The 23,591-nt window shown below is 61.8% G+C and carries 23 protein-coding genes; 12 read left to right on the top strand and 11 right to left on the bottom strand.

Annotated features, from left to right (window positions below; genetic code table 11):
• Window positions 1–56: 56 nt before the first annotated feature.
• The 3 genes from RLEG4DRAFT_RS29895 (at window position 57) to RLEG4DRAFT_RS29885 (ending at window position 1,738) form a co-directional block, all read left to right on the top strand.
• Window positions 57–776, top strand: a complete 720-nt coding sequence (locus RLEG4DRAFT_RS29895) for a tellurite resistance TerB family protein (protein ID WP_003582376.1) — start codon at window positions 57–59, stop codon at window positions 774–776.
• Window positions 777–839: 63 nt separating this feature from the next.
• On the top strand, window positions 840–1,535 hold the full coding sequence (locus RLEG4DRAFT_RS29890) for a GNAT family N-acetyltransferase (protein ID WP_003582375.1): 696 nt from the start codon (window positions 840–842) through the stop codon (window positions 1,533–1,535).
• A complete protein-coding gene (locus RLEG4DRAFT_RS29885; RefSeq protein WP_003582374.1) occupies window positions 1,532–1,738 on the top strand; it encodes a hypothetical protein in 207 nt (68 codons plus the stop codon). The genes RLEG4DRAFT_RS29890 and RLEG4DRAFT_RS29885 overlap by 4 nt, the downstream gene beginning before the upstream one ends.
• A gap of 2 nt (window positions 1,739–1,740) precedes the next feature.
• Here the strand turns inward: RLEG4DRAFT_RS29885 and RLEG4DRAFT_RS29880 are convergent, their stop codons facing one another.
• From RLEG4DRAFT_RS29880 to RLEG4DRAFT_RS29870, 3 genes are all read right to left on the bottom strand, one after another.
• On the bottom strand, window positions 1,741–2,817 hold the full coding sequence (locus tag RLEG4DRAFT_RS29880) for a nickel/cobalt transporter (protein ID WP_003582373.1): 1,077 nt from the start codon (window positions 2,815–2,817) through the stop codon (window positions 1,741–1,743).
• On the bottom strand, window positions 2,811–3,452 hold the full coding sequence (locus RLEG4DRAFT_RS29875; RefSeq protein ID WP_003582371.1) for a DUF1007 family protein: 642 nt from the start codon (window positions 3,450–3,452) through the stop codon (window positions 2,811–2,813). The genes RLEG4DRAFT_RS29880 and RLEG4DRAFT_RS29875 overlap by 7 nt, the downstream gene beginning before the upstream one ends.
• 235 nt (window positions 3,453–3,687) lie before the next feature.
• The gene (locus tag RLEG4DRAFT_RS29870; protein WP_003582369.1) at window positions 3,688–4,581 is read right to left on the bottom strand and encodes a LysR family transcriptional regulator; all 894 of its coding nucleotides are present in this window, start codon (window positions 4,579–4,581) and stop codon (window positions 3,688–3,690) included.
• A 528-nt stretch (window positions 4,582–5,109) separates the two neighbouring features.
• Here RLEG4DRAFT_RS29870 and odc2 point away from each other — a divergent pair.
• From odc2 to RLEG4DRAFT_RS29850, 4 genes are all read left to right on the top strand, one after another.
• A complete protein-coding gene (odc2, locus tag RLEG4DRAFT_RS29865; RefSeq protein ID WP_003582367.1) occupies window positions 5,110–6,243 on the top strand; it encodes an ornithine/lysine decarboxylase in 1,134 nt (377 codons plus the stop codon).
• Window positions 6,244–6,337: 94 nt separating this feature from the next.
• Entirely contained in the window at window positions 6,338–6,928 is a 591-nt protein-coding gene (locus tag RLEG4DRAFT_RS29860) for a GNAT family N-acetyltransferase (RefSeq protein ID WP_003582366.1), read from the top strand.
• 222 nt (window positions 6,929–7,150) lie between these two features.
• Window positions 7,151–8,179, top strand: a complete 1,029-nt coding sequence (locus tag RLEG4DRAFT_RS29855; protein ID WP_037094358.1) for a serine hydrolase domain-containing protein — start codon at window positions 7,151–7,153, stop codon at window positions 8,177–8,179.
• Between the two features lie 91 nt (window positions 8,180–8,270).
• Window positions 8,271–9,428 carry a GGDEF domain-containing protein gene (locus RLEG4DRAFT_RS29850; RefSeq protein ID WP_003582362.1) on the top strand — a complete coding sequence of 386 codons (1,158 nt, stop codon included), beginning with the start codon at window positions 8,271–8,273 and terminating at the stop codon, window positions 9,426–9,428.
• Window positions 9,429–9,455: 27 nt separating this feature from the next.
• Here the strand turns inward: RLEG4DRAFT_RS29850 and cysE are convergent, their stop codons facing one another.
• The 5 genes from cysE to RLEG4DRAFT_RS29825 form a co-directional block, all read right to left on the bottom strand.
• Window positions 9,456–10,274, bottom strand: coding sequence for a serine O-acetyltransferase (gene cysE, locus RLEG4DRAFT_RS29845; protein WP_003582361.1), 819 nt, complete (start codon window positions 10,272–10,274; stop codon window positions 9,456–9,458).
• Between the two features lie 105 nt (window positions 10,275–10,379).
• Entirely contained in the window at window positions 10,380–10,853 is a 474-nt protein-coding gene (locus tag RLEG4DRAFT_RS29840; protein ID WP_003582360.1) for a GNAT family N-acetyltransferase, read from the bottom strand.
• Between the two features lie 23 nt (window positions 10,854–10,876).
• Complete coding sequence (locus tag RLEG4DRAFT_RS29835) at window positions 10,877–11,866, bottom strand: WD40 repeat domain-containing protein (RefSeq protein WP_003582359.1); 990 nt, start codon at window positions 11,864–11,866, stop codon at window positions 10,877–10,879.
• On the bottom strand, window positions 11,866–12,963 hold the full coding sequence (locus RLEG4DRAFT_RS29830) for a CobW family GTP-binding protein (protein ID WP_003582358.1): 1,098 nt from the start codon (window positions 12,961–12,963) through the stop codon (window positions 11,866–11,868). The genes RLEG4DRAFT_RS29835 and RLEG4DRAFT_RS29830 overlap by 1 nt, the downstream gene beginning before the upstream one ends.
• 148 nt (window positions 12,964–13,111) lie before the next feature.
• Window positions 13,112–13,900, bottom strand: coding sequence for a creatininase family protein (locus RLEG4DRAFT_RS29825; protein ID WP_003582357.1), 789 nt, complete (start codon window positions 13,898–13,900; stop codon window positions 13,112–13,114).
• 85 nt (window positions 13,901–13,985) lie between these two features.
• Here RLEG4DRAFT_RS29825 and RLEG4DRAFT_RS29820 point away from each other — a divergent pair, with 85 nt between their 5' ends.
• The 3 genes from RLEG4DRAFT_RS29820 (at window position 13,986) to RLEG4DRAFT_RS29810 (ending at window position 16,628) form a co-directional block, all read left to right on the top strand.
• On the top strand, window positions 13,986–14,498 hold the full coding sequence (locus RLEG4DRAFT_RS29820; RefSeq protein WP_003582356.1) for a MarR family winged helix-turn-helix transcriptional regulator: 513 nt from the start codon (window positions 13,986–13,988) through the stop codon (window positions 14,496–14,498).
• A 121-nt stretch (window positions 14,499–14,619) separates the two neighbouring features.
• Complete coding sequence (locus tag RLEG4DRAFT_RS29815) at window positions 14,620–15,642, top strand: LacI family DNA-binding transcriptional regulator (protein WP_003582353.1); 1,023 nt, start codon at window positions 14,620–14,622, stop codon at window positions 15,640–15,642.
• Window positions 15,643–15,671: 29 nt separating this feature from the next.
• Window positions 15,672–16,628 carry a 2-hydroxyacid dehydrogenase gene (locus tag RLEG4DRAFT_RS29810; RefSeq protein ID WP_003582351.1) on the top strand — a complete coding sequence of 319 codons (957 nt, stop codon included), beginning with the start codon at window positions 15,672–15,674 and terminating at the stop codon, window positions 16,626–16,628.
• On the opposite strand, the gene RLEG4DRAFT_RS29805 is transcribed toward RLEG4DRAFT_RS29810, so the two are convergent.
• The gene (locus RLEG4DRAFT_RS29805) at window positions 16,625–17,404 is read right to left on the bottom strand and encodes a gamma-glutamyl-gamma-aminobutyrate hydrolase family protein (protein WP_003582349.1); all 780 of its coding nucleotides are present in this window, start codon (window positions 17,402–17,404) and stop codon (window positions 16,625–16,627) included. The genes RLEG4DRAFT_RS29810 and RLEG4DRAFT_RS29805 overlap by 4 nt on opposite strands.
• A 291-nt stretch (window positions 17,405–17,695) precedes the next feature.
• On the opposite strand from RLEG4DRAFT_RS29805, the gene RLEG4DRAFT_RS29800 reads away from it, so the two are divergent.
• On the top strand, window positions 17,696–18,802 hold the full coding sequence (locus tag RLEG4DRAFT_RS29800; protein WP_003582347.1) for a TRAP transporter substrate-binding protein: 1,107 nt from the start codon (window positions 17,696–17,698) through the stop codon (window positions 18,800–18,802).
• A gap of 72 nt (window positions 18,803–18,874) precedes the next feature.
• On the opposite strand, the gene RLEG4DRAFT_RS29795 is transcribed toward RLEG4DRAFT_RS29800, so the two are convergent.
• Window positions 18,875–20,362, bottom strand: a complete 1,488-nt coding sequence (locus RLEG4DRAFT_RS29795; protein ID WP_003582345.1) for a TRAP transporter large permease — start codon at window positions 20,360–20,362, stop codon at window positions 18,875–18,877.
• Window positions 20,363–20,382: 20 nt separating this feature from the next.
• Window positions 20,383–20,922, bottom strand: a complete 540-nt coding sequence (locus RLEG4DRAFT_RS29790; protein ID WP_003582343.1) for a TRAP transporter small permease subunit — start codon at window positions 20,920–20,922, stop codon at window positions 20,383–20,385.
• A 327-nt stretch (window positions 20,923–21,249) separates the two neighbouring features.
• Between RLEG4DRAFT_RS29790 and RLEG4DRAFT_RS29785 the strand changes: the two genes are divergently transcribed.
• Window positions 21,250–23,553, top strand: a complete 2,304-nt coding sequence (locus RLEG4DRAFT_RS29785) for a putative bifunctional diguanylate cyclase/phosphodiesterase (protein WP_037094355.1) — start codon at window positions 21,250–21,252, stop codon at window positions 23,551–23,553.
• Window positions 23,554–23,591: the final 38 nt, after the last annotated feature.

Genomic DNA, 23,591 nt, shown 5'->3' with positions numbered 1-23,591 from the left:
ATTCCAGCCGTCGCAAACCTATCTCTCTTCCGGCTTCAACAGGGAGATGACGAGGAATGTTCGACGCGAAGAAGCTTCTCGACCAGTTCTTGGGTTCGCAGGTGCCGGGTCTCGGCGGTTCGGTTCGTGACAGGGCTGGCGACGCTGTCCAGACGGCTAAAAACAACCCGCTGGCGACCGGTGCGATCGCCGCGGCGCTTCTCGGCACCAAGACAGGCCGGGGTATTGCCGGCAATGCATTGGCGATCGGCGGTCTTGCCGCCATTGCCGGCCTCGGCTACCAGGCCTACAAAAACTACCAGGCAGGCCAAGCGCCGGCAGCGCCCTCGGATGCGCCCTCGGCCAACAATCCGGTTCTCCTGCCGCCGCCTGTCGAATCCGGCTTCGGGCCGGCCTCGCCGGCCGGCAGCAATGAGTTCGTGCTGGTGCTGATCCGTGCGATGATCGCCGCCGCCAAGGCCGACGGCCATATCGACGATGCCGAACGCGCCCTCATCATGGACAAGGTCAAGGCTGCCGATGTCAGCGGCGAGGCTGCGGCCTTCATCGAGCGCGAACTCGCTTCGCCGACGGATATCGACGCGCTTGTGGCCGCCGCGACGACGGAGGAACAGCGCGTCGAACTCTATACCGCCTCGCGGCTGACCATCGAGCCGGATTCGCGCGCCGAGCGCGGTTATCTCGATCTGCTTGCCGGCAGGCTCGGCCTTGCCGACCAGCTGGTCGATCATATCGAGGCGACGGTGTCCTCTGCGAAAGTTACCTTGTCACAGTAACATCTAGGCCGGTTGCCTTTGTCGGGCGGCTGGCCTATCCACTCCTAGATAGAGGGAGTGAAGATGCGCGATCTTGCAAATTTCAAGGGCTGCCCGGCGCCGAAGCCGGTGACGCTGAAGGGCCGTTTTGTCACCGTCGAACCTTATCGCCGCGCCGACCATCTCGAGGCGCTGTGGGACGGGCTGGGCGGCATGGGCATCAACCCGCTGCTTCTCTATTTCGCGCAGGACGATTTTTCCGGGATCGAGGATTTCGCCAACTGGCTTGAGACCGTCTACACCAAGTCCGGTTGGCTCACCCATATATTCCGCGACAATGCGACCGGCAAGATTGTCGGAATGGCGAACTATATGCGCGCCGACCCGGCAAACGGCGTCGTCGAGATCGGCGGCGTGGCACATGGTCCCGAGATGAAGCGTTCGCCGCTTTCCACCGAAGCGCATTACCTGATGGCCAAGCACGTCTTCGAGGAGCTTGGCTACCGCCGCTACGAATGGAAATGCGACAATAAGAACGAGGCGAGCAAGACGACGGCGGCGCGTTACGGCTTCAGCTTCGAAGGGGTCTTCCGCCAGCACATGATCTCCAAGCACCGCAACCGCGACACTGCCTGGTTCTCGATGATCGACGCCGAATGGCCGCTGCTCAACGAGGCCTTCGAGAGTTGGCTTTCGCCCGAGAATTTCGACGCCGCGGGCAACCAGATCCGCCGCCTGCAGGATATCCGCGCTGACCTCGAAAAGGAAAGGCTCGTATGAGCCCTGAAAGCCGCTCGCAGGCGACCGCCGCCGGTATCATCTTGCTAGGCGCTGCCCTGGTCATCTATTTCCTGCCGACCATCGTCCTGTGGATCGGCAATTTCTCGCCGACGCTTGGTATCGTCGTCGGCGTCTGCCTGATCATGGCGTTTTTCGCAGTCTTCTGGCTGCGGGCTCGCTATCAGCGCGGCAAAGGGAAGTAGACCTACCCCTGCAGCGAGGCCCCGAGCAGCAGGGCGCCCATCAGGATAACGAGCACAGCGCCGAGGATTTCGATGGTGTTGCCGATCCAGACCGAGGCGGTCGAGCCGCGCCCGGAGAGACGGACGGCGGCGCTCTTGGCGGTGACGGCAAGGGTGGCAAGCAGGGAAACAGTGATCGCCGTGCCGAGCGACATGGCGGCGACCGAAAGCACGCCGCCGAGATAGAGCCCGTTCAGCAGCGAGAAGGTCATGACCAGCAATGCGCCGGAGCAGGGCCGGAGGCCGACGGCGACGATGGCCGACCAGGCCTCGCGGGTGCTGAACCGGTCGCCGCCAAGCAGGGCGGGATCCGGCACATGGGCATTGCCGCAGGTCTCGCAGGCCATGCCGGGAACGAAGGTGTGGCCGGCTTCGACAGCCTGCGCCTTGCCGTTGAAGGCGTAGGCCTGGCGTTCGGCGGCATTGTCCTTCCAGTCGAGCATCATGCTGACCGGACCGGCAGGCGTCGCCATCAGCCGGCGGCGCGGCATGTTGCCGACCATCGAGCGCAGCTTGCGGAACAGCAGCCAGCCGCCGAAGAGGATGACCATGACAAAGCTTGCGATCTCCATCGCATGGGTCGCCGCCGTCAGCGTGATGCCGGTGCCGCGCAGCACCAGCCAGGCGCCGCCGACCAGTGCCACCGCCACCACCCCCTGGATGAAGGCCGAAATGAAGGAAATCACCACGCCGCGCTTCAACTCGATTTCGTTGGCGATCATGTAGGAAGAGATCACCGCCTTGCCGTGACCGGGGCCGGCCGCATGGAAGACGCCATAGGCGAAGGAGAGGCCGATCAGCGAGGCCAGCTGCCACGGATCCTGGCGCATCGCCTTCAAGGCGCCAGTCAGCGCCCGATAGAAGGCCTGCTGCTCATAATTCACATAGAGCAGCAGCGGTGCGAGCGGCCCGCCGGTCGGCTGGAAGCTCGGTTCTGCCGTGCCGATGCCGAGCGGCGATTGCGCATGGGCGAGGCTTGCCGCCGCCAGAAGCGCCAAGACCGAAGCGGCAAGGATGAACGGCCGGCGTTTTGTCAGCATGTCACCTCCAGCCGGGTGGCGAAGAGTTTGGACATGTTGGTGCCGGTGGGATCATTGAAGAAGGCGTCGGTCAGCGACTGTTTGTTCTGCGAGATTACCTGGTCGGCATCCGGCCGCACCACCTGATGTTTGCAGGCCTTGAAGCCGTCGCCGACGATTGCCAGTTCGTTGTCGGTGGGGAAGTCGATAGAGGTATAGAGCGTCGGGTCGTAGACGCCGAAGCTGAGCCTGCCTTTCAGTGGCATCTTCTCCACCGGCTTGACCGCAAAGAACATCAGCAGCTGGCCGTCCTTGTAGTCGACGTGGATGATGTCGGGCTTCTGGACGGTGATGTTCTTCCCGTTGATCGTCAGGTTCATGTAGTAATCATATTCGGCAAGCGATTGCTTCACCGTTTTTCCGACCTCCGCCAGCTCGTTCGGCTCCAGCTTGAGGTCGGTATTCTTGTCGAAATCCATGACGACCGAGGAAGAGAAAACTTCATCGAAGCGCCAGACATTGCGCAGTTCCTCGACGCTGCCATCCTTGTCGGCCACGACCTCGAGGCGGGCCTCCACGAAGATGTGCGGATGGGCAAAGGCGGCGGCCGGCGCCAGCGAAACAAGCGCGGCCATCAGTATCGTCGAATATTTCATCTCTTCCGCTGCCCTGTTCGGTGGACCTGACTTCTTGCCAGAAATTGGGACGGAATTGGGACCGATTCCGCATTGGATTCAGAGAGCCGCGGGTTGGCCTGGGGCGCGATGTCGCAACCGCAAGGGCGGCGCTAATGCGCGTCGCGATCTTTCAGATTCGCTCCTCGCGCTTTAGGTCTTTGTTTTTACGCATGTCGTTATCGCAAAACCGCTGCACACTTTTGCGCGACATGCTCTAGGGATGTTTCTTGAACCAGTTGTTGAGGTAGTCGACGAATATCCTCACCTTGGCCGGCAGGTAACGGCGGTGCGGATAGACTGCGTAGATGCCGCGATCGGTGGGGAGGTAATCGTTGAACAGCGTCACCAGCTCGCCGCTTTCGATCGGCTTGCGGGCGATGAAGTCAGGGATGAGGGCGATGCCGATGCCGGAGAGGGCGGCGCGCAATGTCGCATGCGGGCTGTTGACCTCCATCGGGCCGGAGACCGCGACGGCGAATGAGGTGTTGTCGGGATTGTGGAAACGAATACTCGCCTGGGTGCGCGAATTGGTATCGACGATGAAGGGAACGTTGGAAATGTCGCTCGGATGGGCAAGATCGGGATGGCGCTCGAGAAAATCGGGGGTGGTGCAGAGATGGACGCGGAAATCGGAGATTTTGCGGGCGATCATGCCTGAATCTTCGAGCTTGCTGATGCGGATCGCCACGTCGAAGCCTTCCTCGATCAGATCGACAAACCGGTCATCGGCGGCGATCTCCAGCGAAAGGTCCGGGTTCTCTCTGGAGAAATCGATCAGCGACTGGCCGACATCGGCATCGACGAAGGTGCGGGGCACGGATATACGCAGCCGCCCCTTCAGCTGCGCATTGTTTTCGCGCACGAGGTCGGCAAGGTTGTCGATCTCTTTGAGGATATCCGAGGCGCTGCGGTAATAGGTATGGCCGGCCTCGGTCATCGAGAACTGCCGTGTGGTGCGGTTGAGCAGCAGGGCGCCGAGCTCATCTTCCAGCTCGCGCACATATTTGGAGAGCAGCGCCTTCGAGCGGCCGGTGCGCCGCGCGGCGGCGGAAAAGCCTTCGGCCTCGACGACATCGATGAAGGCGCGTATGCGGGTCAAGGTGTCCATGGCTTTTCCCAAAGCTGTTTCGGAATATTGAACAAATTGGCTCGGCTTGTTCAATTATTTTTTTGACCTCCAGATTAAAAAATCGCTTGATTATGAAGGCGAATATTCTTATTTCCCACTCAGCCCAAAGTCGCACGTGCCCATGGGTGTCCGCCGAACCCTCGAATTGGTGAGGAAATCGGTAAGGTACCTGGAATTAACCCCTCCAGTCGCTATTCCGGCCAACCGGAAAATGCGAGGACGCCTGAAGCAACGACGGTGCGGGCCTTTTTGTTCTCTCCCTGCTTTCCATCAGCGGGGGTTACTGAAGAGGCACACCATCATTGCCGGAAGTGCGGTTGGGATTCTCCCTCCAATCCATGGCAGACAAAGCCGAACTTACACCGCATCGCGGCGTTGGTTCACGATCTGCGCATCGAGCGCTTGCTATGGTTCCGGGGTCTCCACCGGCTGGTTCCAATGCGAGTTCTCGTATGCCCTTTGTCCTCCGGTTCATGCCGGAGCTCTGGAATTGGAAGAGGGAACGATATGACCACCCAGCGCATCCGCGACTTTCTCGCAACCCGACGTCCCGACGGTCCCTGCCTCGTGGTTGACCTTGATGTCGTTCGCGACAATTTCCACGCCTTCCGTCACGCCATGCCGGACAGCGCTATCTACTACGCCGTCAAGGCCAACCCGGCTCCTGAAGTGCTGAAGCTGCTTGCAGGCCTCGGCTCCAATTTCGATTGCGCATCCGTTGCCGAAATCGAAATGGCGCTAGACGCCGGTGCGACTGCCGCCCGCATCTCCTTCGGCAATACGATCAAGAAGGAACGTGACGTTGCCCGCGCACATGCGCTCGGCGTCAGCCTGTTTGCGGTCGACAGCCACGAGGAAGTCGAGAAGATCTCGCGCGCCGCTCCCGGCGCCCGCGTCTTCTGCCGCGTGCTCACCGATGGCGAAGGCGCCGAATGGCCGCTGTCGCGCAAGTTCGGCTGCGTCCCGCAGATGGCTGTCGACGTTCTCGTCTACGCCCATCAGCTCGGCCTGCAGTCCTACGGCGTCTCGTTCCATGTCGGTTCGCAGATGACCAAGGTCGATGCCTGGGATTCGGCACTCGCCGATGCCAAGCGCGTCTTCGTATCGCTTGCCAAGCAGGGCATCCACCTGCAGATGGTCAACATGGGCGGCGGCTTCCCGACCAAGTACCTGCGCGACGTTCCGTCTGCAGAAGCTTACGGCAAGTCGATCTACCAGGCGCTGCGCGCGCATTTCGGCAACCAGATCCCCCAGACGATCATCGAGCCGGGCCGCGGCATGGTCGGCAATGCCGGCGTCATCAAGGCGGAGGTCGTGCTGATTTCGAAGAAGTCGGACAATGACGATGCCCGCTGGGTATTCCTCGACATCGGCAAGTTCGGCGGTCTCGCCGAGACCATGGACGAAGCCATCCGCTATCCGATCCGCACGGAGCACGACGGTGACGAGATGGAGCCCTGCGTCATCGCCGGCCCGACCTGCGATTCGGCTGACGTGCTCTACGAAAAGAACCTCTACCCGCTGCCGATCTCCCTTTCGATCGGCGACGAGGTCCTGATCGAAGGCACCGGCGCCTATACGACGACCTATTCGGCAGTCGCTTTCAACGGTTTCGAGCCGCTGAGAGCCTACGTCATCTAAAGTCGTTTCTGCCGGCCCCGTAATCAGCCGGGGCGGCAACTTCACAATTTTCTTTCATCGCCGCTGATAACGGTATTGGGTACGGGAGGCCAAGATGGCCGCTGTTCTTGATTCTGTCCGCGCATTCTTTGCGCCCACCACTTTCGCCATCGACGCCGAAAATCCGTCGGACGTCGTTGCCCGTGAAAACCTGCTCGACCGCGTCATGGGGCCGGATCGCCGCAAGAAGTCGTCGGAGAAGATCCGCCGCAACCGTGTTCCGGCCGAAGGCCTGGCGCTGGTCGCGCGTGATCGCGACGGTCATCTCATCGGCTCGGTGCGGCTCTGGAACGTCGAGGCCGGCGTCAACGACGAGGGCACGCCGATCAATGCGCTGCTGCTTGGCCCGCTCGCCGTCGATTCCCGTCAAGGCGGCAAGGGCATCGGCTCGGCGCTGATGCGCGCGGCGATCCTCGAAGCCAAAAAGCGCGGGCATGGCGCTGTCCTGCTCGTCGGCGATGCTGCCTATTACGAGCGTTTCGGCTTTTTTGCCGAGAAGGCTCGCCATCTTGTCATGCCAGGTCCGTTCGAACGCTCGCGCTTTCTGGCGCTCGAGCTCACGGAAGGCTGGCTTGACGGCGCAGCCGGCATGATCGTCCCCTCGGGACGCATGCTGGCCAGCGCGCCGGTTCGCGGCGCAGCCTAACGATCGGCTGGCCGGGGTTGAACGTCCTTACCCCGGCCGGCACTATCCGCGCCGCTTGACCATGGAGGCAGGCGGGCCTGCCGTGGTTGCGGCGCGGATTGTTTTTCGGTTGCCGCGGCCCGTGGTGACCGCGATGGATGCCTGGTAACCATGGCAACACAATCGCGTGAAAAGCGCCGCCGGCGCGCGAACATGCCGTGGCGATATCCTATCTTGCCCCGCATGATCCGCGTTCTCTCCCTTCTGCTTCTCTTCGGTTTGCCGCTGGCCGCAACAGTGCCGGCCGCTGCCCAGAGCACGGCCCGCACCTTCACCGGGCTTGACCCTCTTCTCGATCAGGCGGCTGGTGACCCGGCGATGCGGCCTCTCAAGACAGTGATCGTCGCGCGCGGCGGCCGGGTGCTCGCCGAACGCGGCTTCCACGGCCACTCGCCGTCGGAATCGACCAATATCAAATCCGCTTCGAAGTCGGTCATTTCGGCGCTGGTCGGCATTGCCATCGGCAAAGGCCTGCTGACGGGACCCGATCAGAAGATCGCGCCGATCCTGATGGCCGATCTACCCGCGACGCCGGACCCGCGTGTCAACGATATTACCATCGGTCATCTTCTCTCCATGCAGGCTGGGCTCGATCGCATGTCGGGGCCGAATTACGGCCGCTGGGTCTCCTCGCGCAACTGGGTGCGTTTCGCGCTCTCGCAGCCTTTCGTCGATCGGCCGGGCGGGGAGATGCTCTATTCCACGGCATCCACCCATCTGCTGTCGGCCATTCTTACGAAAGTCGGCCGGCGGCCGACGCTGGCCTTGGCGCATGAGTGGCTCGGCCCGGTCGACGGTTTCCGGATCGACGCATGGGAGCGCGATCCGCAGGGCATCTATCTCGGCGGCAATCAGATGGCGATGAGCGCCCGATCGCTGCTTGCCTTCGGCGAACTCTACCGCAATGGCGGGCGTACTCGGAAAGGAGAGCAGGTGGTGCCTGCCGACTGGATCTCCCAGTCGTGGCAGCACCACACCAACTCACATTTCTCCGGCGATGACTATGGCTACGGCTGGTTCGCGCGGCAGATCGGTGGTGAGCAGGTGCATTTCGCCTGGGGTTACGGCGGGCAGATGCTTTACATCGTGCCGTCGCTGGATCTGACAGTCGTTATGACGTCGGAGGAAAGCGGTCCATCGGCGCGCAACGGGTATCGGGATCTGTTGCATGCGCTGCTGGCGGACATTATCGGCACGGTGCGCGCCGCCTGAAAAACCCGGTGATCGTTAAACTTCTAGCGAAGCCTCCAATCAAACCGCAAAACGCTTCCTGTACGCTCCGCGAGAATTTCGGGAAAGCGTCATGCTGCTGGATCTCAGGACGATTTACTTCATTGTTGCCGTGAGCTGCTTCGTGCTGGGTTTCCTCCAGCTCGCAGCCTATGCGACTGGCCGCTTCGAGAGGTGGCCGCTCTGGTGGGGCTGGAGTAACCTGCTTGTCGGCGTCGGCTCCTTCCTCGTTGCGTTGCGCAATTTCGTTCCCTACTCCGTCTCGGTCGATGGGGGCAATGTGGTGACGATCGCCGGCTACATGCTGATGTTCTTTGCCGTGCGCGTCTTTGCTGGCCGGACCCTCGACCAGCGCACTCTCTGGCTTGCCATCCTTCTCGTCAGCGTGCCTGTCGTGCTTATCGTCAGCGATCCCTCCGCAATATCGGCGAGACTTCTTTATGTCTCCGTCATCTGCTGCCTCTGCGATCTTGCCGTAGCAACAGAGGCAGTCAGCGTTGTCCGGCGCGAGAAGCTGTATTCGGCCGCCCTGCTTGTCGGCCTCTATGTCTGCACCGCCACGATCTTTGCGGTTCGCAGCATTCTTGCAGCGACCGGAGAAATCGGCGGGCCGGATCCTTTCGGCGGCAGCGTCGTCCATAGCTGGATGGCGGTATCGGCGGTGGCGTTCATCATGCTTCGCAGCATGGCGATGGTGTTGATGGCCGCCGAGCGCAGCCGGAATCAGCTGATGGAGCTTGCTCATCACGATCCACTGACCGGCGCGCTCAACCGCGGCGGCCTTGCCCAGCATGTGCCTACGCTTGGATCGCAGCCGGTGTCGCTGCTGATCATCGATATCGACCATTTCAAGCAGCTGAACGACCGGCATGGCCACGCCGCCGGCGACGAGATACTGCGGCTTTTCGCCAGTGTTTCGAGAGACATCATGCGCTCCGGCGATCTGCTCGCCCGTCAAGGCGGGGACGAGTTTCTGGCGGTGCTGAAGAATGTTTCCGGGCAGGATGCGGTGACGATTGCCGAGCGCCTCCGTCTCGCCTTTGCCGCCGCCGTCATGCAAAGGCCGGATCTGGCCGTCTATCCGACGCTGAGCATCGGCGTTGCCACGCGCACGGAAAGGGACGGGGATTTTGAGGGGCTGATGCAAAAGGCCGATGCGGCGCTCTATCGTTCGAAGCGCGAAGGCCGCAACCGCGTCGAAGCCTTCAGGGAAAATCAGCAGGCTGCGTAATAGGGCGAGCCCTATTTCGGAATGCCCCTAGATATTCTGGTCCATCGTCTCGGCCGGGATTTCGTCGGCGCGGTGGACGCGCACGAGTGTTGCCGGCACGCCGGCGACCGTGCAATGCTCGGGAACCGCCTTCAGCACGACGCTGCCGGCGGCGATTTTGCTGAAGGCGCCGATTTCGATATTGCCGAGGATCTTGGCGCCGGCGCCGATCATCACGCCATGGCGGATCTTCGGGTGGCGGTCGCCGGTTTCCTTGCCGGTGCCGCCGAGCGTGACATTCTGCAGGATCGACACTTCATCCTCGATGACAGCCGTTTCGCCGATGACGATACCCGAGCCGTGGTCGAGCATGATGGAAGCGCCGATCTGGGCGGCCGGATGGATATCCGGGCCGAAGACCAGCGAGGCGAGATTGGCGAGCCAGCTGGCGATTTCCGGGCGGCTGGCGTTCCAGAGCGCGTGGGCGATGCGGTGCGTCTGCAGCGCATGAAAGCCCTTGAGGTTCAGGAGCGCGTGAAGAAATGTCGTGCAGGCCGGGTCGCGTTCGCGCACAGCGAGGAGATCGGCCTCGATCTTCCGCATGATATCGTCGTCGAGCGTGGACAGGATCAGATCGAACAGATCGCCCGTTTCCATCTGCGTCGCAGCAAGCCGCGCGGCGAGCACGCGGGCGATGATTTCATTGTTGCCGGAGGTGGTCGTGATCTGAGCGGCGAGCAGCTGCTGCAGGATCGGTTCGCGTGCGGCAAGTTCGAGTGCCTCGGCGCGGATCACCGCCCAGACGAATGAGTTGTCCAGGGACTGCAGCTGTTGCTCGGCCAGACCAAGGCCGGTGGATTTCGGCATTCCCGTTTCCTCTGTCGGCGACTGCGCAGTTATGCTTGCGCGAGATTCATGTTTCGCCCGGGCAAGGCATTTGGCAAGCCGATATTTCCGGCTTGACTGCCTGTTTTAGCCGCCAGGCGTCAGCTCCGGAAGCCGACGCCAATGATAGCGTATATCCGGCTCTTTTTCCTCGTTGTCGGCGCCATCGGTCTCTTCCTCGGCGGAAAAACCGTGCCGTTCATAGAAGGCACGGGCGCCGGTATTGCGCAGGAACGTCCACAGCCTGATTTCATCCATCTCCTCCTTGGCGTGGCCAAGAAGCAGGGAGCCGATGCCGTTGCCCTGGAAATCGGGGAGAACATAAAGCTGCTCGATCCAGGCGTCGCCATAGGCGATGACGCCGACCAGCCGGTTTGCCACGGCGGCGCCGAGGATCGTGCAGTTCGGCAGCAGATGCATGCGCCAATATTGCTCGTCTTCGTGAGGCCTATGCAGATCCGGCAGCCAGGGCAGCCGCTGCCACAGCGCCACACGCCTGATCCTTGCGGCTGCCTGCATGTGGTCGGCGCCGAGCGCCACGATTTCCGCTTCCGTCACCATGTCGTCGTGGCCGGCACGATGGCTCAAGCCGAAATATCGATGACGCCGCAATCGCCGGCTTCGGAGGCGAAGGCCAGGAGCTTGCCGTTTTTGCTCCAGCTCATCGCCGTGACCGCACCCTTGCCGGGGCGGCGCAGCAGCGCCTCCTTGCTGTCGGCGATGCGGACGGCCAGAATCATGCCATCGATGAAGCCGATAGCGAGGATATCTTCCAGCGGATGGAATTTCACTGCGGTCGCCATGACATTGGCGCGGGTGCCGAGCTCCAGCGGCGCCTTGCCCATCGGCCCGTCCTTGCCCTGGAATGGCCAGACGATGGCCGCCGGCGCGCCCGAAGAGGCGAGCCACCTGCCCTTGACCGACCAGGAGAGCGATTTGACCTTGGATGGGTAACCGGTCATGCGCATATGGCGGGCTTCCGCACCCGGCTTGCTGTCGAGTTTCCAGCCGTGCAGCGCGTTTTCCTGCATCGAGGTGACGAGGAAATTGCCGTCAGGCGAGAAGGTGACGCCGGTATGCGCACCCTTCCATTCGAGATCGATCGGCTTGGCATTCATGCCGATCCAGTGCAGCGATACACCGTTATACCGCGCAGCTGCGATGCGCAGGCCCTTCGGGGCGAAGGCGAGGCCTTCGACCGTGCGCTCCTCGGCAAATTCCTTGGTCGTGCCGTCGGCAAGGCGCACGAGCGAACTCTTGCCGTAGGAATAGGCAATGGCGCCTTGCGGGCCGGCGGCCACCTGCGAGATCCACTTGCGCGGCGCGCTGGCGAGCTCGCTGACGCTGCCGTCGGCTGCAATGCGCAGTACCTTGCCGTCCTCGCCGCCCGAGATCAGGCTCTCGCTATAGGGGTCGCGGATGGCGGTGAGCATGCCCTGATGGGCTTCTGAAACCCTGTCGCCGCCGTCCAGCCGGTGAAACGTGCCGTTGGCGCTGGCGAAGAAGGGGACATCACCTAAAAATTCGACGGCCAGAACGTGGCCGTCGAGATCAAGCGGTGCAACTGTCGGCATCAGGCGGCTGCCTCGCAGGCCTTGAAGGAGGCTTCGAGCTTTTCGCGGTCGAGATCACGGCCGATGAAGACGAGACGGCTCTCGTGCTTCTCGCCTTCTTTCCATGGCCGCTGGTGATCACCCTCGATGATCATGTGGACACCCTGGACGACATAACGCTCGGGATCGTCCTTGAAGGCGATGATGCCCTTGAGGCGCAGAATGTTCGGTCCCTGCGTCTGGGTGACCTTCTGGATCCAGGGGAAGAAGCGCTCCGCGTTCATCTGGCCGCCGCGCAGCGACACCGACTGCACCGTCACATCATGGATAGCCGACATGGCGCCATGGTGATGATGCTCGTGCCCGTGATGCTCATGACCGTGATGATCATGGTCATGATCATGATGGTGGTGGTCGTGATCACAATCCGGGCCGCAGACATGGTCGTCATGGCCATGCTCGAGGAAATGCGGATCGTTTTCCAGTGCGCGCTCCAGGTTGAAGGCGCCCTGATCGAGCACGCGGGCGAGGTCGACGCCCGAGCGGCTGGTCTTGTAGACGCGGGCGGCCGGGTTGATGGCGCGGACGATATCCTCGATCACATCAAGTTCTTCCGGTGTCACCAGATCGCTCTTGTTGATGACGACGACGTCGGCGAAGGCGATCTGGTCTTCGGCCTCACGGCTGTCCTTCAGCCGCAGCGGCAAGTGCTTGGCGTCGACGAGGGCGATGACGGCGTCGAGCTCGGTCTTGGCGCGCACATCATCGTCCATGAAGAAGGTCTGGGCGACCGGCACCGGATCGGCAAGACCGGTGGTTTCGACGATGATGCCGTCGAAACGGCCAGGGCGGCGCATCAGGCCTTCAACGACGCGGATCAGGTCGCCGCGCACCGTGCAGCAGACGCAGCCGTTGTTCATCTCGTAGATTTCCTCGTCGGACTCGACGATCAGGTCGTTATCGATGCCGATTTCGCCGAACTCATTGACGATGACCGCATATTTCTTGCCGTGATTTTCGGAAAGGATGCGGTTGAGCAAGGTCGTCTTGCCGGCACCGAGATAACCGGTGAGCACGGTAACGGGAATGGGCTTCTGGGTGGAGATCGCGTCGGTCATGAGAACCTCTAGGATTAGGCGTGCGGCCGAGCGGTTTTGGATCGGCTGCTTGAACGGTTGGTCTCATATAATGGCATGGGCGCGGCAGTTCAAAGGGTTTTATAATGTTATAAGATCACATCGCCTGCCCGGTAGAGATACCCCATCTTCAACGGAACTGCGTGATGTCGAAGGCATCGACATCCTCCAGCAATTCCACCAGCCCCTTCACCGCATGGGCAATCAGCGCCTCACCCTTTTCAGCCGTCGCGGCCGCGGCGTTGCCTGCCACGCCTTGCGGATTGAGATCGGCCATCTTCCAGCCAAAGGCATGCGGCCCGTAGGCGCGCAGATGCTTGAAGCGCCCGGCAAATTCGCTCTGTCGGGAGGGGAAGTCCGCCGCCTTCGCCATATCGACCTTATCAGGGTGAAGCGCCAGCATCACCGAGGTCTCGATATCGCCGCCATGGATACCGATCGCCTTTTCCTCCGGCGGGATCACGCCATCGGGCAGACCGAAGCGGGTCCAGCTCGTCGCCACCGCCAGCATGGCGAAGCGGATTCGCGCCTCGGTGGCGACGATCGTCATCAGAGGCGAATTGCCGCCATGGGCGTTCAGCATCACCAATTTGCGGATATCCCGCTTGGCCAGCCTCTCGGCGATGCCGAGCCAGCGGTTGACGGCTTCGTCGAAGGCAAGCGTCTTCGTTCCTTCAACATCCATATGCTCTACGGAATAGCCGACAGATTCGGCGGGCAGGAAGGTGACCGGTAGGCCGGCTGACAAGGCCATCTTCAATCGTCCGGCGATGCCTTCGGCAATCAGCGTGTCGGTTTCGAAGGGCAGGTGCGGGCCGTGCTGTTCATGAGCGCCGAGCGGCAGTACGGCGATCGGGCGGCGTCCGCCGGGAGCAAAGGCCGGGTCGCTGTCGTCGAAGCGGGGCGAAGGCGTCATCATCCGGTCGTTGCCTCTTGTTTATGACGAGATCCTGGGCAATGTCATATCGCAGCGGCGCCGGGGCTTAAAGATCAAAGGGATGGCTATGGGAAAGAAGCATAAGGACGGCAAAAAGAACAAGTCCAAGAAGAAGGACCAGACCGAGTACACGCTCGTCGACCTCTCGCCGGCGCTGACCCAGGCGGCCCGTTCCATGCGTACGGTGCTCTCGCGCAACCTGCTCGAAAGCGGCCTCTATGCCGGCCAGGATGGTGTCATTCTTTCGCTTGCCGAGAGCGACGGCATGACGGCCGGCGGTCTTGCCCAGAAACTCGGCGTCAAGGCGCCGACGATGACGCGCACGATCGGCCGCATGGAGGCGCAGGGTTTCCTCGAGCGCAAGCCCGATGCCGAGGATGCTCGCCTCACCAAGGTCTATCTCACCGAACTCGGCCGCGGCAGCGTGCAGGGGATAGAAATGGCGGCCTCGGCCTGCGACAGGCTGGCGACGCTTGATTTCTCCGACAAGGAAATCCGCAATCTCGTCCGCCTGCTGAAAGCGATCGACGGCAATCTGCAGGCCGAAGCCCTCCACATCGAAGAACCGGACGAAGACTGAAATTTCCCTGAAAGACGAATTGCCTCCGCCGGTTAAATCTTTTAATTAAACATTTTAAGGGGCCGCGCCGGTTTGCCGGCGGGGTCTTTGCTGTCTTGCGTGCTGCCTGGAGGAGGGACACGTGGTCCAGAAGATCAAGCTTTCGACGATCGCCGAAACGCTCGGCATTTCAACGGCGACCGTATCGCTCGCCTTACGCGACAGTCCGCTGGTCGCCGGCAATACCCGGGACAAGATCAAGGAGCAGGCGCGCGCGCTCGGCTATATCTACAATCGCCGCGCCGCCAGCCTTCGCACCTCGCGCTCCGGCATCATCGGCGTCGTCGTGCATGACATCATGAACCCCTTCTACGGAGAGATCCTGAAGGCGATCGAAAGCGAGCTCGATCGCAGCCGCCACACCTTCATCCTTTCCAACCATTACGACAATGTCGAAAAGCAGCGCACCTTCATCGAGACGCTGCTGCAGCTCGGCGGCGACGGCGTCATCATGTCACCGGCGATCGGCACGCCGCCTGAGGATGTGCAGCTGGCAGAAGAAAACGGCATGCCGGCGATCCTGGTCGCCCGCTCGATGGAGGGCCAAGACCTGCCGACCTATCGCGGCGACGACAGCTACGGCATCTCGCTGGCCACCAACCACCTGATCGGCCTCGGCCACCGCTCGATCGCCATGATCGGCGGCACCGATCAGACCTCCACCGGCCGCGACCGCTACCAGGGTTATGTCAATGCGCTGCGCAAGGCGGGCATCGAGGTCGATCCGAACCTCCGTATTCCCGGCCCGCGCTCGAAACAGGGTGGCTTCGAGGCCGCCGTGCATTTCCTGTCGCTGCCGCAGAAGCCGACGGCGGCCGTCTGCTGGAACGATCTCGTGGCGATCGGGCTGATGAACGGCATTGCGCGCGCCGGCCTGATGCCGGGCCGCGACATTTCCGTCACCGGTTATGACGATCTCGAGGAAGCGTCGATTGCCACCCCAGCGCTGACGACCGTCTGGAACGGCCAGGCCGAGGTCGGACGCCTGGCCGCCCGGGCGCTGCTCGATCGTCTGGCCGGCAGCCACGAGCCCGACGGCATGCATCTGATCAAGCCGGAAATGCGCATCCGCCAGTCCACCAGCCCCCATCGGCCCCGCGCCTGAACCAAGACTGCCACCCAAGAGGAAAAGCCATGTCCCGCATCGCCATTCTCGTTCCTGGGAAGATACACGATCGTGTTCTCGAAAGCCTGAAGGATCGTTTCGAGATTATCGCCGTCCCACGCGCGGAAAAGCTTGCGCTCGACAGTGAGACCGCCGGCCGCATCCGCGGCGTTGCCGTCTCCGGCGCCTTTCCCGGCGCCTGGATGGATCAGCTGCCTGCTGTCGAGGTGATCGCCAGCTTCGGCGTCGGTTATGACGGTATGGATGTGAGGCGCGCCGCCGAAAAGGGCATCGTCGTCACCAATACGCCTGACGTTTTGAACGACGAGGTCGCAGATACGGCAATCGGTCTGCTGTTGAACACCATCCGCGAACTGCCGCGGGCCGAAGCCTGGCTGCGCGCCGGCAACTGGAAACCGGGCGCGACCTATCCGCTGTCGCGTTTCTCGCTCAAGGGCCGCCATGTCGGGCTTTACGGCCTTGGCCGCATCGGCCTCGAAATCGCCAAGCGGCTGGAGCCGTTCAAGGTAAAGATCAGCTATCACACGCGCTCGCGCCATGCCGATGTACCCTATGATTATCACTCGACGCTGAAGGGGCTGGCGGAAGCGGTGGATACACTGATCGCCATCGTCCCGAAGACGCCGCAGACGCACAAGACGATCGGTGCCGATATTCTGGCCGCACTCGGCCCGAACGGCATTCTCGTCAATGTCGGCCGCGGCTGGACGGTAGACGAGGAGGCGCTGAGCGCGGCGCTAACTTCCGGTGGGCTCGGAGCCGCCGGTCTCGATGTCTTCTATGACGAGCCGACCGTGCCGGACAGCCTGCTGGAACCGGCCAATGCGGTGCTGCTGCCGCATGTCGCCTCCGCGTCGGTGCCGACCCGCAACGCCATGGCCGATCTCGTCGCCGACAATCTCATCGCCTGGTTTGAGACCGGAGCCGCGCTGACGCCGGTGCCGGAGACGCCGCAAAAGGCCTAGGCGATCGCCTGCGCGGGGGTGACCGACAGCTTGCCGGCGGCGTAGGCGCGGACGGCGTCGCCGAAAGCTTCAAATAGCTGGTTCGAAGGCTTGTCGGTTTCGGCCCAGTATTCCGGATGCCATTGCACGCCGACGGCGAAGGCCTTGGCGTCGATGACGGAGACGGCCTCCACCGTGCCGTCTTCGGCGATCGCTTCTACCTGCAGGCGCGGCGCGGTCCTGGCGATCGCCTGACGGTGCAGGGAATTCACGCGAATTTCGCCGGGGCCGAGAATGCTTGCGATGCAGGAGCCTTCCTTGATGTAGACGCTTTGGCGAACGGCGTACATGCCATCGCGGTCGACGCCGTCCGGCCGACGATGGTCCCAAATGCCGGGCTGCTCGTGGATCTCGCTTGCCAGCGAGCCGCCGAGCGCGACGTTCAGCTCCTGGATGCCGCGGCAGATGGCGAGAAGCGGGATGGCGCGGTCGATAGCGCGGCGGATCAGCGGCAGGCTGGTGGCGTCGCGGGCGGGGTCGAATGGACCGTCCCGCTCGTTCGCCTCGGCACCGTAGAGAGAAGGATGCACGTTGCTGGCCGAGCCGGAAACCAGGAGGCCGTCGACGCGGTCGAGGATCGCGTCGGTATCGTAGCCTGCCTCGAAGGCGGGGATGATGAAGGCCATGACGCCGGCCGCGTTCAAGGCGGCACTCACATATTGATGCTGCACGGCATGCCAGGTCGCGCCGTCGAAGCTGCGGATATCGGCAGGAATGGCAACGATCGGTTTCGTCATATCAACCCCGGTAAAAATCTTTCTGCACAGTGTTTCTGGCGCCAGAACGGCCCTTAAGTCAACGCTTGGCTGTGTCAGCGGGCCAAAATACGGCCGAACCAGCCCTGTGGCTCCGGCTTCGCTGCTAAGCCGCTGATTTTGATAGTTGCACTCGCATTCCCTTGTTGCCGTCCTGATGCCAAAGGCTAATAGACTAAAGCTTGAATCGCGGCCCCCGCCATGCTTAGGTTTGCGCCGGCTGCGGGTGGGGTGAATTTGGCCGCGCAGTGCCATCCATACGGGAGGTTTTTGATGGATCGTCGTTCGTTTTTCAAGAAGGCGGGAACCGCCAGCGCCGGCGCGGTAGCCGCAACGGCATTGGCAGCGCCTGCGATCGCGCAGGAGAATCCGAAGATCGCGTGGCGCATGACGTCGTCGTTTCCGAAGAGCTTGGATACGATCTATGGCGGCGCCGAGGATATCGCCAAGCATGTCGCCGCCGCGACAGACGGCAACTTTACCATCCAGCCCTTCGCGGCCGGTGAAATCGTGCCGGGTCTGCAGGCCGTCGATGCGGTGGCCGCCGGCACGGTCGAGGCCGCCCATACGACCTCCTATTATTTTGTCGGTAAGGATCCGACTTATGCGTTCGGAACGGCCATTCCGTTTGGCCTGAACAGCCGCTTGACCAATGCCTGGTTTTACGAGGGCAACGGCAATAAGCTGATGAATGAATTTTATGCCACGCAGGGCATGTATGCGCTGCCTGCCGGCAATACCGGCGCGCAGATGGGCGGCTGGTTCCGCAAGGAAATCAATACGCTCGACGACCTCAAGGGCGTCAAGATGCGCATTGCCGGCCTTGCCGGCCGCGTCATGGAGAAGGTCGGCGTCATCCCGCAGCAGATCGCCGGCGGCGACATCTATCCGGCGCTGGAAAAGGGTACGATCGACGCGGCGGAATTCGTCGGCCCCTATGACGACCTGAAGCTCGGTTTCCACAAGGTGGCGAAGTATTACTATTATCCGGGCTGGTGGGAAGGTGGCCCGACGGTTCACGGATTCTTCAACCTCGAAAAGTGGAGCAGCCTGCCGAAGCACTATCAGGCAGCGCTGACCGACGCCTGCGCCTTCGCCAACACCAACATGCTGGCGAAATACGACATGAAGAATCCGACGGCGCTGAAGCAACTGGTTGCGGAGGGGGCGACGTTGCGCCCGTTCAGCCAGGAGATCATGGAAGCCTGCTTCCAGGCTGCAACCGGCATCTACAGCGAAATCTCCGGCACCAACCAGTATTTCAAGAAGATCTACGAGGATCAGACCGCCTTCAAGCGGGACGCTTATCTCTGGATGCAGCTTTCGGAATACACCTTCGATACGTTCATGATGATCCAGCAGCGGGCCGGAAAGCTCTGAGGGCTTCCATCGGCGCATGATACGAATATCAGAACCCCGGATCACTTGGTCCGGGGTTTTGTTTTGGCTCTGTTATTTGGCGGGGGGTGGCGGTGCTCCCGGCAGGCCGAGCGGTGGCAGTGTCAGGCCGGGAATCTGCGGTGAGTCCTTGCCGCCGCCGAGCGGCGGCAGGCCGAGCTGGCCGCCGAAGCCCGGGACTTCGATCTTGATCGAGTTCGGATCGACCTTCGGGCCATGGTCCAGCCAGTAGGTGACCGATTGCGGCCAGAAGATCACGATCGCCACCAGGATCAGCTGCATGCCGACCCAGGGGAGCGCACCCATGTAGATATCTGAGGTTTTGACGTCCTTGCCGGCGATCGAACGCAGGTAGAACAGCGCGAAGCCGAAGGGCGGATGCATGAAGCTCGTCTGCATGTTGACGCAGATCAAGACGCCGAACCAGATCAGGTCGATGCCGAGACTGGAGGCGACGGGGGCGAGCATCGGGATGACGATGAAGGCGATCTCGAAGAAATCAAGGAAGAAGGCGAGCACGAAGATGAAGATATTGACGAAGATCAGAAAACCGACCGGGCCGCCAGGAATGCCCGACAACATGTGCTCGATCCAGCGCGAGCCGTCCATGCCCTGAAACACCAGGCTGAAACAGGTGGAGCCGATCAGGATCATCACCACCATCGATGTGATGTGGGTGGTCGATGCCATCGCTTCGCGGATCAGCGGCCAGGTGAGGCGGCGATTCATGGCGGCGAGCGCCATGGCGCCGACGACGCCCAGTGCACCGGCTTCCGTCGGCGTTGCAAGGCCCATGAAGATCGTGCCGAGCACCAGGAAGATCAGCACGATCGAGGGCACCATGCCCATCAGCACCTTTACCAGCAGCGCCCAGTTGAAATCGCCGCGCACCTCTTTCGGCAGCGGCGGCATCGATTTCGGCCGGATGATCGACATCACCAGGATGAACAGCACGAAAATCGTCACCTGCAGGATCGAGGGGCCGATGGCGCCGAGATACATGTCGCCGACCGACCGGCCGAGCTGATCGGCGAGAACGACGAGCACCAGCGAAGGCGGGATCACCTGCGTTATGGTGCCGGAAGCGGCGATGACGCCGGTGGCAAGGCGCGGGCTGTAGCCATAACGCAGCATGATCGGCAGCGAGATCACGCCCATGGTGATGACGGAGGCGGCCACCGTGCCGGTGATCGCGCCGAGCACGGCGCCGACGAGGATGACGGCATAGGCGAGGCCGCCGGGAATGCCGCCGAAGAGCTTGCCGGTGCCTTCGAGCAGATCTTCGGCCAGCCCGCAACGTTCCAATATCGCTCCCATGAAGGTGAAGAAGGGAATGGCGAGCAGGAGGTCGTTGGAGACGATGCCGAAAAAGCGTAGCGGCAGCGCTTGCAGAAAGGCTTCGCTGAAATGGCCGGTGATGATGCCGATGATGCCAAAGAACATGCCGACGGCGGCGAGCGAAAAAGCGACCGGAAACCCGTAGAGCATGAAGATGACCATGCCCAGGAACATGGCCGGCGGAATGATGCCGAAATCAAACAAAACCGTTCCTCCAGGGCGCGCTACTGCAGCGGCTTTTCGTATTTGGTGTCGATGCTGATTTCGCCGGTGAGGGCGGCGATCCGCTTGATCAGCTCGGAAACGCCTTGAAGGGAAAGCAGTGCGAAGCCAGCCACGAGGATCAGCTTCACGGGCCACCGGATCAGTCCGCCGGCGTTGCCCGATATTTCGCCCTGCTGGTAGGACAGCGTGAAGAAGGGCCAGCATAGCCAGGTGAGGAAGACGCAAACCGGGATGAGAAAGAAGATGAGGCCGACGATGTCGATCCAGATCTTCGCCTTGTCGGAAACCGCACCATAGATCAGGTCGACGCGGACATGCTCGTTGTTGCGCAACGCATGCGAGGCGCCGAGCATCACGACGAAGGCGAAGAGATACCATTGGATCTCGAGCCAGCCGTTCGAACTGTAGTTGAAGGCGTAGCGGACGATGGCGTTTCCGGCGCTGATCAGACAGCAGAACAGCACCATATATTCGGAAAGTTTGCCCATGATCCGACTGACCGAATCGATCAGCCGGCTTGCCGCCAGAAGTCCCGACATTCGTTTCCCTTGTTCTTGTCCTGCCGTTTTCCCGGCAGCTTTCCCTCTTGCAATCGATGTAGACCACGGCCTTGGAAATTGGAAGGATAAATGCCTCGCCTTGGAGTATAGTCTTAGAAGCGCTGACCGGGCCGTGTGAGCGTCTCATTATTAGACAACCCAGGCGTGGATAAAAAATTTCCATAATCTCGCCAAAAAGCTGTATTGGCGCGTGTAGGCTGCACGGTTCATCCTCTGGTTTTAGAAAATTTACCCAAATGTTTGATTCCGTTGAAATCAATTTTTAAAGGGTTGAGCCTAGAATCCCCGCGCACAGGGAAAGTGTGGATGAAGCCAGATAACCCGAACAGGGTCCCTTTAGATGTGTATCTGTCGTTTGTGAGCTCCCTTTCCGGGAACCGCATGACGCTTCTTGTTGGCGTGATCGTGCATGTTGCGACGTGCCTTGCCGTGGCTGCCAAGACGCAATACTCCATCTACATCCTGCTGTCGGCCGCCTTCCTTCTGGTTTTCGGCGCTCGCATGGCCATCTTCCAGCAGTTCGATCGTGTCGACAAGCAGGGTCTGTCGCACGCCGGAATCGAGCGTTGGGAGCGGGTTCTCGTTGGCAGTGGAGCCTGCACCACCGCGCTGCTCGGCATCGCCAGCGGCTACGCCATCTTCGTCGTGCATGATTCCTTTGCGGAGCTTGCCTGCATTTCCGTCACCATGGCGACCATGGTTTCCGTCGTCGGCCGCAACTACGGCTCGCGCTTCGCAGTCGACCTCCAGACGTTCTTCTGCTGTCTGCCGATGATCGTCTGCAGCCTGCTGGCGCTGGATTTCTATCGTGGCCTGCTGTCGATCTTCCTCATTCCCTTCTGGCTGACGACGCGGGCCATGGCGAACGGCGTGCGCGAGTTTCTCTACGAGAATGTCATCGCGCGCCGGGAAATCACCATCATCGCCGGCCGCTTCGACACGGCGCTCAACAACATGCCGCACGGCCTGGTCATGGTCGATGCCGAAAACCGTATCCAGGTCGTCAATCGCAAGGCCTGCGAGCTTTTGAAGATCGGTGCGCCGGAACGGCTGAAGGACCGCGACCTCGGCGCTGTGCTGCGTTACGGCGCGCGCTACAGCTTCATGGACGCCTCGCAGCCGGAGCTCATCCTGCGCCAGCTGACCCAGGTCGCCGAAGGCAACCTGTCGCGCACGCTCATTCATTTTCCCGAGGGCCTGTCGCTCGAATTCTCCGCCAGCCGAAGGGCCGATGGCGGCGCCGTGCTGATCTTCGAGGATGTGTCGAGCCGGGTGAAGGCGGAACAGAAAATCATGCATATGGTCCGCTTCGATGCGCTGACGGGCCTGCCGAACAGAGAGTATTTCGGGCAGCTGGTGCAGGAGTATCTCGCCAAACATCAGCGGAAGTCCGGGCCGCTCGGCTTCATGGTTCTCGATATCGACGAATTCAAACATGTCAACGACATGCGTGGCCACGTCACCGGCGATCATCTGCTCTGCGCTATCGCCGCCCGCATCAAGCAGGCCTCCGGCAACGCCATTCTCGGCCGGCTGATGGGCGACCAGTTCATCCTGTTCTTTCCGCATGCGAAGGAGCCGGCCTCGCTCGACATCGAAATCCGCCGCGTGCACGCCGCGATCCAGGGTCACTACGAGGTCGACGAACTGACCTTCCTGGTTTCGCTCAGCGCCGGCTACGCGATCCTCGAAAGTACCGCCTTCGCGATGGACGAATGGAGCGTCAAGGCGGATCTTGCCCTGTTCGAAAGCAAGTCGCGCTTCAAGGGCGGCATATCCGGCTTCGAGCGGGAGATGGATGGCCGCTATATCGAGCAGCAGAAGCTGAAGGCGGATCTGCGCGACGCGGTTTCGGCCCAGGCTCTGCATCTGGTCTTCCAGCCGATGTTCCGGGCCGACGGTTCGCGGATCGAATGCGCCGAGGCCTTAGCGCGCTGGGTGCATCCGGAGAAGGGCTCGATCCCGCCCGATGTCTTCATCCGGCTCGCCGAGGATATGGGCATCATCTCCGACATCACCCGCTTCGTCCTGTTCAAGGCCTGCAGCGAATGCAAGAACTGGCCGGACCACATCGCCGTCTCGGTCAACCTCTCGGCGCGGGACCTCAGGGATGCCGACATCCTTCAGCTGGTCGCCGATGCGCTTGCCCATTCCGGCCTCGACGCGGCGCGGCTGCATCTCGAAATCACCGAAAGCTGCCTGATCGACGAGCCGGCCGCCGTGCGCGCCATCCTGGCGGAACTCAGGGCCCGCGGCATCACCATCGCCATCGACGATTTCGGCACCGGCTTTTCCAGCCTCAGCTATCTCGACACGCTGCCGCTCGATATCGTCAAGATCGATCGCTCCTTCGTCCGCAACATCGTCGAGGATAACCGCCGTCTCAAGCTATTGCGCGGTACGGTCCATCTCGCCCGCGAACTGGGCCTGAAGATCGTCATCGAGGGCGTCGAGACCGAAGAGCAGCTCGCCCTGCTCAACAAGCACCGCAGCACCGATCTTGTGCAGGGCTATGTTTTCTCTCAGCCGGTACCTTCCAAGAACATCCCGCTGTTACAGCAGGGCATCGGCCGCCGGACCGTTCAGCGTCGCCGCAACAAGGTCGCCTGAGCGCTCCGCCGCTTTTTCCCCTCAAGGTCCTCCGCGCC

The organism is Rhizobium leguminosarum bv. trifolii WSM2297 (assembly GCF_000271845.1).
This window is presented reverse-complemented; position numbering and strand designations above follow the sequence as displayed.